This is a genomic window from Pseudonocardia sp. HH130630-07 (genome assembly GCF_001698125.1).
Lineage (GTDB): Bacteria > Actinomycetota > Actinomycetes > Mycobacteriales > Pseudonocardiaceae > Pseudonocardia.
Window position 1 is genome coordinate 5,043,740 of sequence record NZ_CP013854.1, and the last position, 17,200, is coordinate 5,060,939.

14 protein-coding genes and 2 pseudogenes are annotated in these 17,200 nt (G+C 73.8%); 9 read left to right on the forward strand and 7 right to left on the reverse strand.

Annotation, left to right across the window (positions count from 1 at the left end; all coding sequences use genetic code 11):
* Positions 1-6: 6 nt before the first annotated feature.
* The 3 genes and pseudogenes from AFB00_RS33555 to AFB00_RS23960 all read left to right on the forward strand — a co-directional run.
* Positions 7-222, forward strand: a pseudogene (locus AFB00_RS33555) (transposase); the annotation flags it as partial.
* A 79-nt stretch (positions 223-301) separates the two neighbouring features.
* Complete coding sequence (locus tag AFB00_RS23955) at positions 302-592, forward strand: transposase (RefSeq protein ID WP_060710840.1); 291 nt, start codon at positions 302-304, stop codon at positions 590-592.
* Positions 589-1,497: an IS3 family transposase gene (locus AFB00_RS23960; protein ID WP_060710839.1), complete on the forward strand. Its 909-nt coding sequence runs from the start codon at positions 589-591 to the stop codon at positions 1,495-1,497. Before AFB00_RS23955 ends, AFB00_RS23960 begins: the two co-directional genes overlap by 4 nt.
* Positions 1,498-1,600: 103 nt before the next feature.
* Here the strand turns inward: AFB00_RS23960 and AFB00_RS36415 are convergent.
* Positions 1,601-2,538: pseudogene (locus AFB00_RS36415) on the reverse strand (IS5 family transposase).
* 128 nt (positions 2,539-2,666) lie between these two features.
* Positions 2,667-4,277 (reverse strand): gamma-glutamyltransferase family protein, encoded by a 1,611-nt coding sequence (locus tag AFB00_RS23970; RefSeq protein WP_068799062.1) that lies wholly within the window; start codon positions 4,275-4,277, stop codon positions 2,667-2,669.
* Between the two features lie 240 nt (positions 4,278-4,517).
* Here AFB00_RS23970 and AFB00_RS23975 point away from each other — a divergent pair, with 240 nt between their 5' ends.
* From AFB00_RS23975 to AFB00_RS24000, 6 genes are all read left to right on the forward strand, one after another.
* Complete coding sequence (locus tag AFB00_RS23975; RefSeq protein WP_068799063.1) at positions 4,518-6,158, forward strand: hypothetical protein; 1,641 nt, start codon at positions 4,518-4,520, stop codon at positions 6,156-6,158.
* A gap of 243 nt (positions 6,159-6,401) precedes the next feature.
* Positions 6,402-7,151: a TenA family transcriptional regulator gene (locus AFB00_RS23980; protein ID WP_068799064.1), complete on the forward strand. Its 750-nt coding sequence runs from the start codon at positions 6,402-6,404 to the stop codon at positions 7,149-7,151.
* Positions 7,152-7,233: 82 nt separating this feature from the next.
* Positions 7,234-7,602 (forward strand): Rieske (2Fe-2S) protein, encoded by a 369-nt coding sequence (locus tag AFB00_RS23985; RefSeq protein ID WP_083275792.1) that lies wholly within the window; start codon positions 7,234-7,236, stop codon positions 7,600-7,602.
* Entirely contained in the window at positions 7,602-8,828 is a 1,227-nt protein-coding gene (locus tag AFB00_RS23990) for an NAD(P)/FAD-dependent oxidoreductase (RefSeq protein ID WP_068799065.1), read from the forward strand. Before AFB00_RS23985 ends, AFB00_RS23990 begins: the two co-directional genes overlap by 1 nt.
* 11 nt (positions 8,829-8,839) lie before the next feature.
* Positions 8,840-9,217: a Rieske (2Fe-2S) protein gene (locus AFB00_RS23995; protein ID WP_068799066.1), complete on the forward strand. Its 378-nt coding sequence runs from the start codon at positions 8,840-8,842 to the stop codon at positions 9,215-9,217.
* A gap of 12 nt (positions 9,218-9,229) precedes the next feature.
* A complete protein-coding gene (locus AFB00_RS24000; protein ID WP_197519642.1) occupies positions 9,230-9,931 on the forward strand; it encodes a DUF1275 family protein in 702 nt (233 codons plus the stop codon).
* Here the strand turns inward: AFB00_RS24000 and AFB00_RS24005 are convergent.
* From AFB00_RS24005 to AFB00_RS24025, 5 genes are all read right to left on the reverse strand, one after another.
* On the reverse strand, positions 9,903-10,649 hold the full coding sequence (locus tag AFB00_RS24005) for an IclR family transcriptional regulator (RefSeq protein WP_068799067.1): 747 nt from the start codon (positions 10,647-10,649) through the stop codon (positions 9,903-9,905). The genes AFB00_RS24000 and AFB00_RS24005 overlap by 29 nt on opposite strands.
* Positions 10,646-12,556: an FAD-dependent monooxygenase gene (locus AFB00_RS24010; RefSeq protein WP_068799068.1), complete on the reverse strand. Its 1,911-nt coding sequence runs from the start codon at positions 12,554-12,556 to the stop codon at positions 10,646-10,648. Before AFB00_RS24010 ends, AFB00_RS24005 begins: the two co-directional genes overlap by 4 nt.
* 38 nt (positions 12,557-12,594) lie before the next feature.
* Entirely contained in the window at positions 12,595-13,935 is a 1,341-nt protein-coding gene (locus AFB00_RS24015; protein ID WP_068799069.1) for an SLC13 family permease, read from the reverse strand.
* Positions 13,936-14,005: 70 nt separating this feature from the next.
* Positions 14,006-15,727: a thiamine pyrophosphate-binding protein gene (locus AFB00_RS24020; RefSeq protein ID WP_068799070.1), complete on the reverse strand. Its 1,722-nt coding sequence runs from the start codon at positions 15,725-15,727 to the stop codon at positions 14,006-14,008.
* Positions 15,724-17,187 (reverse strand): aldehyde dehydrogenase family protein, encoded by a 1,464-nt coding sequence (locus tag AFB00_RS24025; RefSeq protein WP_068799071.1) that lies wholly within the window; start codon positions 17,185-17,187, stop codon positions 15,724-15,726. The genes AFB00_RS24020 and AFB00_RS24025 overlap by 4 nt, the downstream gene beginning before the upstream one ends.
* Between the last annotated feature and the right edge of the window lie 13 nt (positions 17,188-17,200).

The window sequence follows — 17,200 nt, forward strand, 5'->3', positions numbered from 1 at the left end:
CAAGAGAGCTTCGAATCACTCAACGCCCGCTACCGCCGAGCGGTACGGGCGCGAGGGCATTTCCCCAGCGAGGCGGCCGCGTTGAAATGCCTGTACCTTGTGACCCGCAGCCTCGACCCGACCGGGCGAGGCCGCGCACGGTGGACGATCCGATGGAAGCCGGTGATCAACGCCTTCGCGATCACTTTCGGTGACCGCTGGCCGTCCGCCGAGCACTACTGACCAACAACGCCGGAACCACCGTTCCTGTTACAGACCCGTTCCCCCATGATCGGGGAGGCATCAGCTATAAGGGGTAGCGATGCCAGAGGTACGGAAGCGCTACGACCGGGAGTTCCGTGACGGAGCGGTCCGGGTCGTGGAGGAGACGGGCAAGCCGATCGCCCAGGTCGCCCGTGACCTGGGGGTCAACGAGGGCACGCTGGGCAACTGGGTGGCCCGTGCACGAGAGGCCCGCGAGGACACCGAGGGCCTGTCTCGCGGCGGCGTCGAGGAGCTCAAGCGGCTGCGCGCGGAGAACGCCGAGCTGCGGATGGAGCGTGATGTCCTCAAGCGATCCGTGGTCCTGTGGGTCAAGGAGGCGACGAAGTGAGCGTGGCCCGTTTCATCGCCGACCAGAGGACCTTCCACCGGGTGCCGCACACGCTGGCCTGCGCCCTGTTGGGGGTGTCGATCTCCTGGTTGTACAAGTGGCTCGACCGCGCCGCGCGTTCCGACGGTGGTGCCACCGCGACCGAGAAGCGCCGCTGCGCGTTGGACGCCGCCGTGGCCGTGGCGTTCGACGACGCCCAGCGGCTACACGGCTCACCCCGTCTGCACGCCGACCTGTGTGAGGCCGGATGGCGGGTGTCGGAGAAGACCGTGGCGGACTCGATGCGCCGCCAGGGCCTGGTCGCCCGCCGGATCAAGCGGCACAACGGGCTGACCCGCCAGGACCGCACGGCGCCGAAGTTCCCGGACCTGCTTCGTCGGGGTTTCACTGCGGCCGAGCCGAACCGCAGATGGGTCGGGGACATGACCGAGATCCCCACCGCGGCCGGGAAGTTGTATCTGGCCACGGTGATCGACCTGTACTCGCGGCGGCTGCTCGGCGCGGCCACGGGGCTGCACCCGAACGCCGAGCTGGCGTGTGCGGCGATCCGGATGGCGGTGGCGGCCCGCGGCGGGGCGGACCGAATCGCCGGGGTGATCTTCCACACCGACCGCGGGTCGACCTACACCGCGGGCGCGTTCACCGCTCTGTGTCGGCGGCTCGACATCCGTCAGTCGATGGGCCGGGTCGGGTCGTGTTTCGACAATGCCGCGGCGGAGGCGTTCTTCTCCAGCCTGGAGTGGGAAGTGCTGTCCCGCAACGACTTCGACACCATCAGTAGGGCGCGGGCGGCGGTCATCGACTGGTGTTACGGCTTCTACAACCACCGGCGGCGACACAGTGCCGCCGCCGGGCTCTCACCGATCAACTACGAGAACGCCGCCCTCACCCGAGACGCGGCATAAGAACCCTCCACGATCTCGGGGGAACCGCACTCGACGACCTGCGTTCCGACCGGATCAACGTGCGCTTCGGCCGGGACGGCAAGGTTGTCTGGGCCGAGATCTACTAGGGCATGTCTCCCAATAGGCGTGACCAGGTGATGCAGGCGCTGAGGACGGTGGCGGCGCGATAGGTGATGGCGAGTTTGTCGTAGCGGGTGGCCAGCCCGCGCCACTGCTTGGTCAGGGTGAAGTGGCGTTCCACGACGTTGCGGCCCTTGTAGGTCTCAACGTCGAGTCCGGGTGGTCTGCCGCCGAGGGAGCCGCGGCGTTTGCGGGCGGCGATCTCGTCGCGTTTCTGCGGGATGACGGTGGTGATCGAGCGGCGGGCCAGTGCGCGCCGGTTGACCCCGGATGAGTAGGCCCGGTCGGCCACCACGGCGTCGGGTCGGGTGCGGGACCGTCCCGCGCCGAGGCGGGGGACGCGGATGTCGGCCAGGACCTGCTCGAGCATGGCGCCGTCGTTGCGCTGCCCGCCGGTCACCACCACCGCCAGCGGCCGGCCCCGCCGGTCGACCGCGGCATGGATCTTCGTCGTCAGCCCGCCACGGGAACGGCCGATGCCGTGACCTGCGGGTTCTCGCGGTCCGCCGAGCGGGCTGGGCATGAACCCGTCAGGGGATTTCGTGTAGTTCGACCGTGCCCCCTGTGTCCTGCTCGGGGCGGGTGGTGTTCGTGGCGTGCTGGTGCGCCCGGTTGATCGTGGCGTCCACCGACACCTGTCAACACCGTCCAGTCGATCTCGCCCTTGGCGTCGGCCTGGGCCAACAGTGCGGCCAGCACGGTGTCCCAGGTGCCGTCAGCGGCGTAGCGGCGGTGTCGCTTCCACACCGTTTGCCAGGGCCCGAACTGCTCCCGCGGCAGATCTCGCCAGGGGATCCCGGTTCGGTATCGGAAGATGATCCCCTCCACCACGCGGCGATCCTCGCCGAACGGGTGCCCACGCCGCCCGGCGTTGGAGGGCAGCAGCGGCCCGATCAACTGCCACTGAGCATCCGAGAGCAGCGCGAACCTCGACGAACTCACCGGCTCATCCTGCCGGCAGTCCGGACACCCATATGGGAGACACGCCCTAGCTGCCCTGCGGTACCGGTGCGGGCCCCGCCGGGTGGACGGCCCCGCCCGACGACGGCTCAGACACCGAGCGCCACCCCCTCCTGACGGGAGTCGGCGCCGCCGGCCAGCGCGCCGGTGTCCCGGTCGACCGAGACCACCTGGGCGCTGCCGCCCCCGCCGAGGTCACCGGCTCGGACGACGTCGTGCCCGCGAGCGGCGAGATCGGCGAGCACGCCCGCGCCGAGCCGGTCCTCGCAGCGCAGCTCGGCCGGCGAGCCGAGGTCACCGGCGTCGCTGCCGGGGAACACCGAGAAGCGGGGCGCGTCGACCGCGTCCTGCGGACCGGCACCGTGGTCGAGCAGGTGCGAGATCAGCTGGGCGTTCCACTGCACCTGGCCGTCGCCGCCGGGGGTGTTGCCGACGTGGCGCAGGTGGCCCTCGGCGTCGGTGACGATCCAGCTGTTGAGGGTGTGCAGCGGCCGCCGCCGCGGGGCGACCTCGTTCGGGTGCCCGGGGACGAGGTAGGCGCCGCGGGCGAGCCGGTTGTTGAGCACGATCCCGGTGCCCGGCACCGCCAGACCGGCCCCGAAGGTGAACGCCAGCGACTCGATCAGGCCGACCGCGCGCCCGTCCGCGTCGACGGCGACCATCGACGTGGTGTCCCCGTCCGGCCGGGCGCCCGCCGGGGCCGGCAGGTCCCCGGCCCGGATCCGCTCGCGGGCCGCGGCGAGCGCGTCGGCGGCTCCGCGCAGGTCGGGGGCCGGCCGGTCGCTGCCGGCCGAGCGGTAGCGCTCGTCGAACGCGATCCGGGCCGCGCCGGCCAGCCAGTGGACGGCCGGCGCACCGAGCGGCTCGTGCCCGCCGAGCTCGCCGTCGCAGATCGCCAGCTGGTCGAGGACCATCCAGCCGGGCGTCGGCAGCGGCGTCTGGTGGACCACGTGCCCGGCGTAGCTGCAGCTCAGCGGCTCCTCGGCGTGGACGTCGCCGCCCGCGACCCACTCGTCGCCGGAGAACGGGGCGCCGCCCGCGACGAGTGCCGTGACCGTCCGCTCGGCCAGGGAGCCCGTGTAGAGGTCGCCCGGGTCACGGGACAGCGCGGCGATCGTCGCCGCCAGTTCCGGCCGGATCAGCCGGGTCCCCACCGCCGGCGCGCGGCCGTCGCGCAGCAGCGATGCCGTCGACGGGTCGGTCGCCAGCCGTTCCCGGTGCTCGTCGATGTCACCGCGGGTGCGTGCCGTGCACGGCAGCCCGGTCGTGGCGAGCCGTGCCGCGGGTTCCCACAGCTGCTCCAGCGACCGGGTCGCACCCGCCGCGTGCAGCGCGGACAGCGCGGCGACCGCGCCCGGACCGGCGACCGACAGCGCCCCGTACCGGGGCAGTCCACCGGCGGCGCGGTAGAACCCCGGTGTACCGCCGTCGGGACCGAACCCGCTCCCGCCGAACGACCGCACCGCTCCGCCGGGTTCCCGCACCAGTGCGAAGGCGTCACCGCCGATGCCGCACTGACCGGGCAGGGCGAGCCAGGCGACGGCCGCCATCGCCAGGGCCGCGTCGACGGCGTTCCCGCCGGAGGCGAGGACGTCGGCGCCGGCCCGGCTGATCGCGGGATGGCTGGCGGACACCATCCCGTCCGCTCCGAGTGCGGAGACGCGGCCGGACTGCGGGAACGTGCGCGCGGAGACGGTCATGCGCGCGACGGTCCCGCGCCCGGCGACCGCACCGCCATGTCGATCGTGCACAGGGGACGGGCCGCGCGATGGGCGATCTGACGTAACGGCACGATGCACAATCCGAAACCCGCGTGCTGTGCACTGTTGGCCTGGCCGGTGCCCACGGCGGAGTGTGAGTGTGTTCCGCCACACCCCCGAAGCTCTGCGAACGACACCTCCACCCACCACACCGCCCTGACCGGCGGGAAGGAGGCCGTAGTGGGCCTGACTGCCGCGCACTGGGTCTATCTCGCCGGGATCGTGCTGATCCTGGGCACGACGATCGTCCGGCGGAACGTCGTCGTCCCCGCGCTGCTGGCGACGATCGCGACCGCCGCCACGCTGACCGGCGACCCCATCGTCGCGGTCCAGGCGGTCTTCAACGCCACGCTGACGGCCGCGTCCGAGCTGTTCAACATCTTCCTGATCATCGCGATGGTCACCGCGCTGCTCGGCACGCTGCGGGCGATGAACGCCGACCAGCGGATGGTCACCCCCTTCCAGAAGGTCATGCGGGGCGGATGGTCGGCCTGGCTGGTGCTGATCGTCGCCACCTACGGGATCAGCCTGTTCTTCTGGCCGACGCCCGCGGTGCCGTTGATCGGCGCGATCCTGGTCCCGGCCGCGATCCGGGCCGGACTGCCGGCGATGGGCGCCGCGATGGCGATCGCCGTGGCCGGGCAGGGGATGGCGTTGTCGAGCGACTACGTCATGCAGGTGGCTCCCGGGCTGTCGGCCACCGCGGCCGGGGCCGACGCCGGCCGGGTCGCCGACGTCGCGCTCGTCCTCGCGCTCGTCACCGGGGCCGTCGCGCTGGCGATCATGGGTGTGATGCTGCGGCGGGAGATGCGCATACCGTCCGCCGCCCTGCTCGAGGCGTGGGAGAACGGGGTCGTCTCCGGCCCCCGCCCCGCGGTCGGCCTGCTGCGCCGGCTGCGGGCCCGCCTGACCGGGCCCGCCCCGGTCCCGGTGCCCGGCGACGTCGACGAGCGCGTCGTGGTCGGCGCCACCACCGGCGGCCCGCCGCACCACGGCGCGGGCGGGCCCGGCGCGACCCCGCCCCCGACCGGCGGTGGCGGTGGTGACGGTGGCGGTGGTGACGCCGGCGCCGGCGGAGCGGGCGACGAGCGGACCGCCGCCCCGCGGACCGAGCGGCTGGCGCGGTTCTTCGCCGTCGCCGTGCCGGTGGCGTTCGGCCTGATGATGGTCTACCTCGTCCTCGGCGGGCTCGGCTACGTCCCGTCGGTCAAGGAGGGTTCGGCCGCGGCGCTGGTCGGCGGGCTCGCCACCGTGCTCGTCGTGATCGCCTGCGTCGCGCTGGACGGCCCGAAGGAGGCGCTGACGTCGGTCGGCAACCATGTCACCGACGGCCTGGTGTTCGCCTTCAGGGCGATGGGGATCGTGCTGCCCATCGCCGGCTTCTTCTTCATCGGCAACGAGAGTTTCGCGGGGGAGATCCTCGGGCTCGAGGACGGGGGGCCGCAGGCGCCCGCGCTGCTGGTCGACCTGGTCGTCGCGGCGGAGCACCACATCCCCGGCAATCCCGTCGTCATGTGCTTCGGGGTGCTGTTCATCGGGCTGCTGTGCGGGCTGGAGGGGTCCGGGTTCTCCGGCCTGCCGCTGACCGGGTCGCTGGCCGGTGCGCTCGGCCCGAGTGTCGGGATGGACCCGGCGACCCTCGCGGCGGTGGGCCAGATGGGCTCGGTGTGGGCCGGTGGCGGTGTGCTCGTCGCCTGGTCGTCGTTGCTCGTGGTGGCGGGGGTGACCCGGGTCCCGGTGATTGAGCTGGCCCGGCGGTGCTTCCTGCCGGTGATGGCCGGGCTCGCGGTGTCGACGCTGGTGGCCGCGTTCTTCTTCTGATCCCGACGGCGGCCCGGACCGGCCCCGGTATCCCAGGTGACACCCGCCTGCGGACACCGGGGCCGTCGTCGTCCGTGCCGCGGTACGGAGGAGTGCAGATCAGTGCAGATCAGTGCAAGGAACCGCCGGTTCTTGTGCTGCATGACCGACAAGATTTCCGCTCCGCCCGCATACGTTTCTTCCTACGGGCTCCGGTTCTTCCGGCCCGTTCACCCGCCCGACCATTCATCTGGAGGGTTCGTCATGACCCTGACCGTCGACGGCACCACCGGCGCCACCGGCGCCACCGTTCCGGAACTGCTCGACCGAGACGACTTCCGGGCCGCGCTGGAGGACGCCATCAAGGGCCGCGAGGCCAAGAACGCGTCGTTCTCCAAGGCGTGGGCGGACGGTTCGCTGACCCGCGAGCACTTCGCCCGCTGGGCCGAGAACCACTACCACTACGTCGGACCGTTCGCCGACTACCTGGGCTACATCTACGGCAACACCCCGGACCACTTCACCGACGCCAAGGACTTCACCCTCCAGAACATGTACGAGGAGGAACTGGCCGACATCCGGCACACCGATCTCCTCATCCGGTTCGGCGAGGCGTGCGGAACCAGCAAGGAGCGGATCGAGGACCCGGACAACATGAACGCGGTCACCCGCGGTCTGCAGTCCTGGTGCTACGCCGTCGCGATGCGGGAGCACTTCGTGGTGGCCACCGCCGCCCTGGTCGTGGGACTGGAGTCGCAGGTACCGGGGATCTACCGCAAGCAGATCGTGCCGCTGCGGGAGACCTACGGATTCACCGAGGACGAGATCGAGTTCTTCGACCTGCACATCACCTCCGACGAGGTGCACGGCGAGCGCGGATTCCAGATCGTGCTGGACCACGCCGACACCGTGGAGCTGCAGCAGCGCTGCCTCCGGTTCGTCCGGTGGGGGGCGGAGATGCGGTTCTCCTACACCCGTGCCCTGTTCGACACCTACGTCGCGCCCACCACCTGACCGCGATCCGATCGCGTTCGGACCGAACGGCCGCGGCGGGTGCGCTCCGCACCCGCCGCGGCCCCGACGCCCGGGAGCCCGCGTGAGCGACACCGACACCGACACGACGGCGGCCGGCGCCGGGACCACCGGCTGGGTCGCCACCGTCCCGTTGACCGCACTCGCCCGCCGCCGCCGGGCCCGGGTCGAGATCGGCGACCGGGCGGTCGCCCTGTTCCTCGTGGGGGAGCGGGTGTTCGCCTTCGACGACGTCTGCATCCACAAGGGACGTTCCCTGTCCCGCGGGGTCGTCTGGCAGGGCCGGGTGGTCTGCCCGGCGCACCAGTGGGCCTTCGACCCCGGGACCGGCCGGGCCGAGGGACGCGACGAGTGCCAGCCGGTCCACGACGTCGCCGTGATCGACGGTGTCGTGCACGTCGACCCGCACCCCCGTCGCACCGAGGAGATCTGATGCCCGAGCTGCCCCGCAGCATCGTCACGGTGGGGGCCGGCCAGGCGGCCGTCGCCGCGGTGCGGACGCTGCGCCGTCGCGGGTTCGACGGCGCGGTCACCGTGCTGTCCGACGAACCCCACCTGCCCTACCAGCGGCCCCCGCTGTCCAAGGAGTTCCTGCGGGGCGAGACCGGTTCGTCCGATCTCGTCCTGCTCGACGAGTCGTGGGCGGCGGCCAACGACGTCGTACTGCGCACCGGGACCGCGGTCACCGCCGTCGCGCCCGGTGCGGTCACCCTCGGCGACGGCTCGTCGGTGGTCGCCGACGCCGTCCTGCTGGCGACGGGTGTCCGGGCGCGGACCCTGCCGGGCCTGACCGGTGACCGGGTGGTCCACCTGCGCACCGTCGCCGACGCGGTCCGGCTCCGCGACGCGCTGGCGGGAGTCCGCCGGCTGGCCGTCGTCGGCGGCGGGCTGATCGGGGCCGAGGTCGCCTCGGCGGCCCGCGAACGCGGGGTGGAGGTCGTCGTCCTGGAGGCGGGGCAGCAGCCGATGCTGGCCCAGCTCGGCGAGCGGATGGCCGGGTTCTGCGCCGATCTGCAGCGTTCCGCCGGGGTGGACCTGCGGTGCGGCCAGGAGGTGGGCGCGGTGCAGGAGGGCCCGTCCGGGGTGGTCGTGCCGACCTCGTCCGGGCCCGTCGAGGCCGATCTGCTGGTCGTCGCCGTGGGCTCGATGCCCAACGACGAGCTGGCCCGCGCGGCGGGTATCGCCACCGACCCGGTCCGCGGCGGCATCGTCGTCGACGACGCCTGCCGGACCTCGGCCGCCGGCGTGTTCGCCGCCGGTGACGTCGCGACCAGGGCGACCGGCGCCGGGTTCGCCCGTACCGAGCACGTCGACAACGCGACGACCCAGGGCGGCGTCGTGGCGCGCGTCCTGCTCGGGAAGCCGGCGCCCGCACCGGACGCCCCCTGGTTCTGGTCGGACCAGTTCGATCTCAACCTGCAGTTCGTCGGGCACGCCCCGGCCGGAGCGGAGATCGTGGTCCGGGGCAGCGTCGAGGACCGGGACTTCACCGCGTTCTACCTGACCGACGGGTGCGTCCGCGCCGCGTTCGCCGTCGAGCGCGGCGGTGACGTCGCCGCGGCCCGGCAGCTGCTCGCACTCGGCGCCCCGGTGCCTGCCGACCGGCTGGCCGACGACGACCACGACCTGTTCGACCTGCTCGACAGCATCACCGCGTGAGGAGAGACGACGTGGAGTACCACAGGATCGCCAGGTCCGGTCAGATCCCGGAGGGCGTCGTCCGGCGCTTCTTCGCCGGCGAGGTCGAGGTGGCGGTGTCCCGCTCCGACGGCGAGGTGCACGCGACCTCCAACTACTGCAGCCATCTCGACTGCCTGCTCTCCAGCGGGAAGGTGACCGACGAGGGACTGCTGTGCTCGTGCCACGGCAGCGTCTTCGACTACGTCTCGGGGGAACCGCTCTGCCCGCCCGCGACGCGTCCGATCACCGTCTTCCCGGTCCGCGAGGAGGACGGGACGGTCTACGTCGGCATCAGTGCGGAGCTGGCCGAGGCGGCCATGCGCCGCCGGGCCGTGGGCGCCCGCCGCCTCGGCGACGCGGCCACCTGAGCGGTGCGGACGGTGCGCGGCCGGGCGGAACCGGTGCTCGTGGCGATGCTGGTGCTGACGTTCACCACCGGCGTCGTCGACGCCGTCGGGTTCCTCGGGCTGGACCAGGTGTTCGCCGGCAACATGACCGGCAACGTGGTCATCCTCGGGATGGCCCTCGCCGGGAGCGCGGAGGTGCGCGTGCTCGGCCCCGGTGTCGCGCTCGCCGCGTTCGTCGCCGGTGCCTTCGGCGCCGGGCGGGTGCTGCGGGGCAGCACCGGATCGACCTGGGCGTTGCGGCACACGGTGCTGTTCACGCTCGTGGGCGGGCTGCTCGGAGCGGTCTCGGTGCTGCTGCTCGTCACCGCGGACGGCGACGCGGTCACCGGCGCCGTCGCCGCCGGCGGACTGGCCGCTGCGATGGGCCTGCAGGCCGGGACCGCCCGGCACCTCGCGGTGAAGGACGTGACCACGGTCGTCGTGACCTCGACGCTGACCGGGCTGGCCGCCGACGCCGCCCGGGGTCACGGGCAGCCGTGGGTCCGGCGGCTGCTGGCCGTCCTGCTGCTCGTCGCCGGTGCCGGCGTGGGCGCGCTGTCGCTGCGGCTCGACGGTGGCTGGGGGATCATGCTCGCCGCCGTCGCGACGCTCGGGGTGGCGGCCGCCGGGCACGCCGTCGCACGACGGGCCGGTCCGGGGCAGGTGGTCACGCGAGGTCGAGCACGCGCAGGCTGAGATCGATCGCGTCGGCGGTGCGGCGCAGCTCGGTGATCCACGCGGACCGGCGGGCGGGGTCGTAGCGGGCGACCGGCATCGCGACGGAGACGGCCGCCCGCAGCTCGGCCGTCCCCGTCTCCAGCCGGCTCCCGATCGCGACCAGACCGGTCTCGGTCCTGCCGTGGTTGGTGGCGACGCCCTCGCGACGGACCCGGGCGAGCTCGCCGAGCAACCGGTCGACGTCGAGCCCCTCGACCTCGGCCAGCGCCGTGCGGACCTCGCCGGGGGACAGGTCGGCGAGCATCGCCCGGCCGAGCGACGCGAGGTGCGCGGGCAGCACGCGGCCCTCGCGTTCCCCGACGCGCAGCGTGTGCCGGCACTCCACGGTGGCGATCATCCGGACCTGCGAGCCGACCAGGACCCCCAGGTGACTCGTCTCGCCGGTGCGTGCGGTCAGCTCCTCCAGGTGGGGCAGGGCGAGCCGGCGCAGCGCGGCCACCGGCTCGGGTACGCCGGGGGTGCGCAGCACCGGGCCGGCCACGTAGCGGCGACGGTCGTCGCGGGCGGCGAAGTCGCGGTAGACCAGCATCGACAGCAACCGGTGCGCCGTGGACCGGGCCACGCCGAGCCGCTGGGCCGCCTCGCTGACCCCCAGCGACCCCTCCTGCGCCAGGATGGTGGCGAGGTGCAGGGCGTGGTCGACCGAGTCGAGACCGTAGGCGGGACGGTTCTTCACACCGGCCCGGCCCCGGCCCGTGCCACCAGCACCTCGGACAGGAACGGACCGAGCTCGGACAGCGCGTCCAGCGCGACGACGTGGGCGACGTACTGGTCCGGCCGGACCAGTACGGCGGCTCCGCGGTCGCGGTCCACGCCGCGCAGGTCGAACACGTCGGCCGCCGGGTCCGCGCAGAAGACCTTCTCGTGGTCGACGAGGCCGAAGCGGCCCTTGCGGGGCAGCAGCACCGGTGGCAGGTCGGCCACCGACACGCTGCGGTGGCCCGCCTGCAGCACCGCCCGGACGTCGACGACCGCGTCGGGCTCGGAACCGGCGCCGCGGTAGGGGGCCAGCGGCGAGTCCGCGGAGTCCAGCAGGTCGCACGCGGTCCGCAGCCGTGACACCGACGCCGCCGGAGCGGCCCCGGCGGCGCGGTCGGCGAACAGGTAGAGCCGCCACGCCCCGTCGGCGCGGGCGACGTGCCCGAGCTGGACCCGCCTGCCGTCGGCCACCCGGACCACCGGTGCGGAGTGCAGCCGCATCCCGGCCGGGAAGCCCGTCGCCAGTTCCTGCTGCGCCGTGCCGGCGGTGAGCACCGACGTCGCGTACCGCACCGCGACGCCCGCGGTGAACCGGCCCTGCTGCCGGAAGAAGCGCTGGAACTCCGCCGGATCACCGCCGTGCGCGCTGAACCGGCCGGTGAACTCCCGGTCGAAGTCGATGAGCTCGCGCGCCACGGCCTGGCGTTCGCGCGAGTACGTGCCCAGCACCTCGGGCCGGGCCACCCCGCCGGCCACGGCGCCGAGCTTCCAGCCCAGGTTCCAGGTGTCGGCCATGGAGACGTTCATACCCTGCCCGGCCTTGGCGCTGTGGGTGTGGCAGGCGTCGCCCGCGATGAACACCCGGGGCCCGCGGGCGTCGCCACCCGCGGAGTCGTCGAACCGGTCGCACAACCGCTGCCCGATCTCGTACACCGCCCACCACCCGACGTCGCGCACGTCGATCGTGTACGGGTGCAGGATCCGGTTGGCGACCGCGGTCAGCTTCTCCGGGTCGGCGGAGCGCTCGCGCAGCATCTGCGCGTCGCGCTCGGGGTCCAGCTCGATGTAGAGCCGCACGAGGTGCCCGCCCTCGCGCGGGATGATCAGCAGGCTGCCGTTCTCGGAGGTGACCGCGGACTTGAACCGGATGTCGGGGAAGTCGGTGACGGCGAGGACGTCGAGCACGCCCCAGGAGCGGTCGGTCGCGTCGCCCTCCAGCCGCAGGCCCATCGCGGCGCGGGTGGCGCTGCGGGACCCGTCGCACCCCACGACGTAGCGGGCGCGGATCCGGCTGGTCTCCCCGGTCGGCCGGGAGCCGTGCACGTGCTGCAGCGTGACCGTCACCGGGTACGGCTCGTCCGGGTCGTCGGCGCGGTCGATCCCGCTCAGCTGCAGACCGTGGTACGGCGCGATCCGCGCGGCGGAGCGGTCCAGGTACTCGCGCAGGAACGCCTGCATGCGTGCCTGGTTGACGATCATGTGCGGCATCTCGGACAGGCCGTCCTCGACGTCGGGGACCCGTCCGGTCCGGACGATCCGGCCGGTGTCGCCGGGATCGGGGCGCCAGAACGTCACCTCGTTGACCTGGTAGCCCTCGGCGAGGACGCGGTCGGCGAGCCCGAACGCCTCGAACATCTCCATCGTGCGGCACGCGACGCCGTCGGCCTGCCCCACGGCCAGCGGCTCGTCGCGGCGGTCGACGACGACCGTGCGCAGTTCCGGGTACGCCGCCAGCTGCGCGGCGAGCACGAGGCCGGCGGGGCCGCTGCCGACGACGACGACGTCCGTGGTCGCGGGCAGGCCGTCGGGCCGGTCGGCGACGGAGGGGTGCGGCGGGTGGACGAACGGGTCACCCGGCCGGTAACCGTCGAGGTAGAACTGCACGGGTGCTCCAGAGGTCCGGGGGTCGTGGCTGCGGGGGGTCAGATGCCGGTGGCCGGCAGGACGAGGACGAGCCCGGTCAGGACCGGCCCGACGACGACCATGGCCGCGCTCCAGCGCAGCAGCGTCAGGTTCACCCTCGGCCGGTCGGCGTCCGCGGCGTTGCTCAGTACCAGCGCGCCGATGGAGGAGAACGGGGCGGCGTCGACGACCGTCACGCAGATCGCCAGTGCCGCGACGACCGGGACCGGGTCGGCGCCGGACTGGGCGAGCAGCGGCACCAGGAGTGGGACGGTCGCCCCGATGACGGCGGCGCTGGAGGCGAAGGCGCTGGTCAGGCCGCCCACCGCGCAGATCAGCACGGCGGCGAGCCCCACGCTGCCGATGCCGGTGATCAGCTGCCCGAACACGTCGAGCGTGCCGGCTTCCTGCAGCACGTCGAGGTAGGTGACGATGCCGCAGATCAGCAGGATGATGTTCCAGCCGACGAGCTTCATCGCCCCGGCGCTGGACCGCGGCGTCACGAGGGTGAGCAGTACCGCGGCGATCAGTGCACAGATGCCGATGTCGACGCCGAAGCCGAGCGCCGCGACCGCGACGGCGACCAGCAGCACCAGTGTCAGGGTCCGGTCGGCGACGCTCCCCGGCGCCGGGGCGTCGTCCGGGCGCGCGGGTGCCGGATCGGCCGGGGCGTCCCCGGCGTCCGCGGTGCCGGCGGTGTCCGGGGTGGGCGGTCCGGCCGGCACCGGTGCCCGGGAGGCGACGGCGCGCTGCTCCCGGATCAGGGCCGGCCCGCCGTTGAGCAGGTACGCGGCCACCCCGACGCCGACGTTGACGGCGAACCCGGCGAGGTAGAGGAACAGCGGTGAGGTGGCCAGCCCGGCCCGCTGCATCGTCCCCTCGACGATCGCGCCGAGCGGATTGAGCGGGGAGAAGTTGCCCGCCGTCGCGCCGAACACGACCATCAGCGCGACCAGCCGGGCGGGCACGGCGTAGCGCTCGCCCAGGCGCAGAGCGATCGGCGCGAGCATCGCCACGCCGGCGGGTGCGAGGGCACCGAGGCTGACCGGCACGGCGGTGACGACGAACAGCACGCCCGGCAGCAGCGCCCGGCGGTCGCCGATCAGGCCGGTGCAGCGGTCCACCAGCCAGCCGATCGTCCCGTTGACCGTGGCGACGGCGAACAGCAGCGTCACGCCGAGGACCAGCAGGAACAGATTGGCGGGGAAGGCGGCGAAGACGGTGTCGACCGGGACGCCGAACACCAGGGGACCGACCAGGAACGCGGCGACGAGCGCCAGCGCTCCGAGGTTGACCTGACGGACGGTCCCCACGACGAAGATGAGGAACAGGACGGCTACCGCGAGGATGTGGGACGACATCGGCCCTCCGGGCGTGAGGACAGCGCGTGACGACGGGACCGGGTGGTCCGCGCGCGCCGCCGGTGATCGGTCAGCTCGTGCCGACGGTCGAGGCGAAGGCGGGGGAGTAGCCGCGGTCGACCCGGACGTCGACGACCACCTGCGCGCCGGCGACGACGCGGGCTACCGCGTCGGCGAGCACCTCCGGCAGCGCACCGGGGTCGGTGACCGGCCCGATCCCCTGGGCGCCCATGCTCCGTGCGAGCCCGGCGAAGTCGGTGACCGGGCCGTCCAGCGCGACGCCGACGGTGGCGTTCTCCGGCGGGCGCCCGCGGCGGGTGGCGACGGCGCGCTGGTGGACCTCGTCGTTGTAGAACGAGGCGTTGTTGGCGACCACCACGAGCAGCGGGATCTCGTGGCGGACCGCGGTCCACACGGCACCGTTGCCCATCAGGGTGTCGCCGTCGCCGAGTACGGCGACCGGCAACCGGCCGGTCCCGCGCAGCGCCAGTGCCGCGCCGACGGCCATGCCGGGGCCGGAGCCGATCCCGCCGCCGCCGTCGTACCCGAGCGCGTCGAGCGGGTCCTCGAGCGGCCAGAGCTCCGCGTCCCAGGACAGCGGGGTGCGGATCAGGCACGGCGCGCAGCCGCGGGTGGCGTCCCACAGGGCCGTCTGCAGTACCGGGACCGCGATGTGGCCGGCTCCGTGTGGTGCGTCGGCGCGCGCGGCCGGGCGCCGGGGGCCCGGCTCCGCGACGGCGGGCGCGTCGCCGTCCCCGGCGAGCAGCTCCTCGACGACGACGTCGGGGGTCGCGGCCAGCGTGAGCGCCGCCGGTGCGGGGCCGTACCCGTCCTTGCTCCAGCCGTTGTGCACCTGGTGGTCGACCGTCGCGGACACGACGGTCGCCCCGGTCGCACCGGCGGCCCGCAGGGTGCCGCCCAGGTCGGTCCAGTCGAGTGCGAGGACGACGTCGGCGTCGCGGAGCAGTGCCTTGTTCTCCTCGGCGAGGAAGAACGCCGGGGCGTGCCCGTGCAATGGATGGTGGGTGGGGAAGGCGGCCGGCAGCTTGGCGTCGGTGACCACCCGGGCACCGAGCCGCTCCGCCAGCGCGACGCGCCGGTCCCAGGCCCGCCGGGACCGGCCCACCCGGCCGACCAGCAGCACCGGGCGGGCCGCGCCGGCGAGCAGCGCGGCGACCCGGTCGAGGTGGTGGCGGCGCGGCGCGGCCTCGCCGACGGGCTCGGCGGCCCGGGGATCCGGCTGCGGCACCCCCTCGGCGGGCTCCTCCTGCACCGTGACGTCGAGGCAGACGTAGGCCGGCCCGGCGGGCAGGGTCCTGGCCACCCGCGCGGCGTGCAGCACCGAGTCCACGCTCGCCCCCGCCGACGCCGGCTGGTCGTCCCACTTGACGAACGGGCGGATCAGCGCGCCCTGGTCGGCCGAGGTGTGGATCCAGTCGATCCACGGCCGCCGGCGGTGCGCGTCCACCGGGCCGGTGGCCCCGATCAGCAGCACCGGGACCCGGTCGCACCAGGCGTTGTAGACGGCCATGGTCGCGTGCATCAGGCCGACGTTGGCGTGCAGCCCGACGGCCAGCGGCTCACCGGTCACCTTGGCGTAGCCGTGGGCGATCGCGACCGAGTGCTCCTCGTGGGTGCACAGGAGCAGCTGCGGGCCGCCGGGGCCCAGGTGGTTGACCAGGCTGTCGTGCAGTCCCCGGAAGCTCGCCCCCGGTGTCAGCGCGACGTAGGGCGTGCCGGTGGCGGCGACGGCCTCGGCGATGCGGTCGCTGCCCCACACCGTTGTGCTCATGATCCGAACCTCACGTGGACGGTCTTGGTCTGGGTGTAGGACAGGAGCTCCTCGAAGTCCTCCTCGCGCCCGACGCCGCTGTCCTTGACACCGCCGTACGGTGCCCCGGGCAGGTGCCGGGAGACCTCGTTGATCCACACGTAGCCGGCGTCGACCTGCTCGGCGACCCGGTGGGCGGTGCCGAGGTCGCGGGTGAACACGCTCGCGGTGAGCCCGTAGGAGACGCCGTTCGCGATCTCGATCGCCTCCGCCTCGGTGCCGAACCGCAGCACCGCGAGCACCGGTCCGAAGATCTCCTCCTGGGCCAGCCGCGAACCCGCCTCGACGTCGGTGAACACGGCGGGCCGTACGAACAGGCCGTCGGCCAGCCCCTCGTCGCCCACCCGCTCCCCGCCGGTCCGCAGCCGGGCGCCGTCCTCGACGCCGATCCGGACGTGGCCGAGCACCTTCTCCAGCTGGGACCGGTTGACGATGGCCCCGGTGTCGGCGCCGGTGTCCTCGGGCAGCCCGGGGCGCAGGGCCGCGACCCGGGCGACGAGCCGCTCGACGAACTCGTCGTGCACCGACTCGTGCACGACGACCCGCGACAGGGAGCCGCAGGACTGGCCCTGCCAGGTGAAGTTCATGCCGCGCACGGCCGCGGCGACGGCCTCGTCCAGGTCGGCGTCCGGGAACACCAGCAGCGGGTTCTTCCCGCCGAGCTCGACGGTCACGGTCTTCACGCCGGTCTCGGCGGCCCGGCGCTGCACGGCCCGGCCGGTCGCGACCGATCCGGTGAAGGCGAGCCGGCGCACCGCGGGGTGCGCAGCGAGGGCGTCGCCGACGGTGGTCCCGAGACCGGTGACGACGTTCAGCACGCCGGCCGGGAGGACGTCGCGGGCCAGCTCGCCCAGCCGCAGGGCCGACAGGCTGGTGTGCTCGCTCGGCTTGAGCACCACGCAGTTGCCCGCGACCAGCGGCGCGGCGATCTTGGCGGCCGCGAACATCAGCGGGTGGTTGAACGGGACGATCCGTCCTACCACGCCGAACGGGATGCGGGTGGTCCAGGTCAGCTCCCCGCCGGGGGAGGGCACCGTCTCACCGCGCAGCTGCAGGGCCAGGCCCGCGAAGTAGCGCAGTGCCGCGACCGCGCTGGTCACGTCCCGGCGCATCTCGGTGAGCAGCCTGCCGTTGTCCGCCGCGTCGAGCCGGGCCAGCTCCTCGGCGTGCCCGGCGACGGCCGCGGCGAGTGCCTCGACGGCGGCGGCCCGGGGCAGCGGACCGGCGGCCCGCCACGCGGGGTACGCCGCGGCCGCGGCGCCGACGGCCGCGTCGACGTCGGCGGGGCCGCCGGCCGGGACGGTGCCGAGCAGGGCGCCGGTCGCGGGGGCGAGCGCGTCGAGCGTGCTGCCGTCGAGGGCGTCGCGCAGCTCGCCGCCGATCAGCATGCGACGGGCCGCGACGGGGATGGGGGGCGTCATCGGAGTCTCCCTG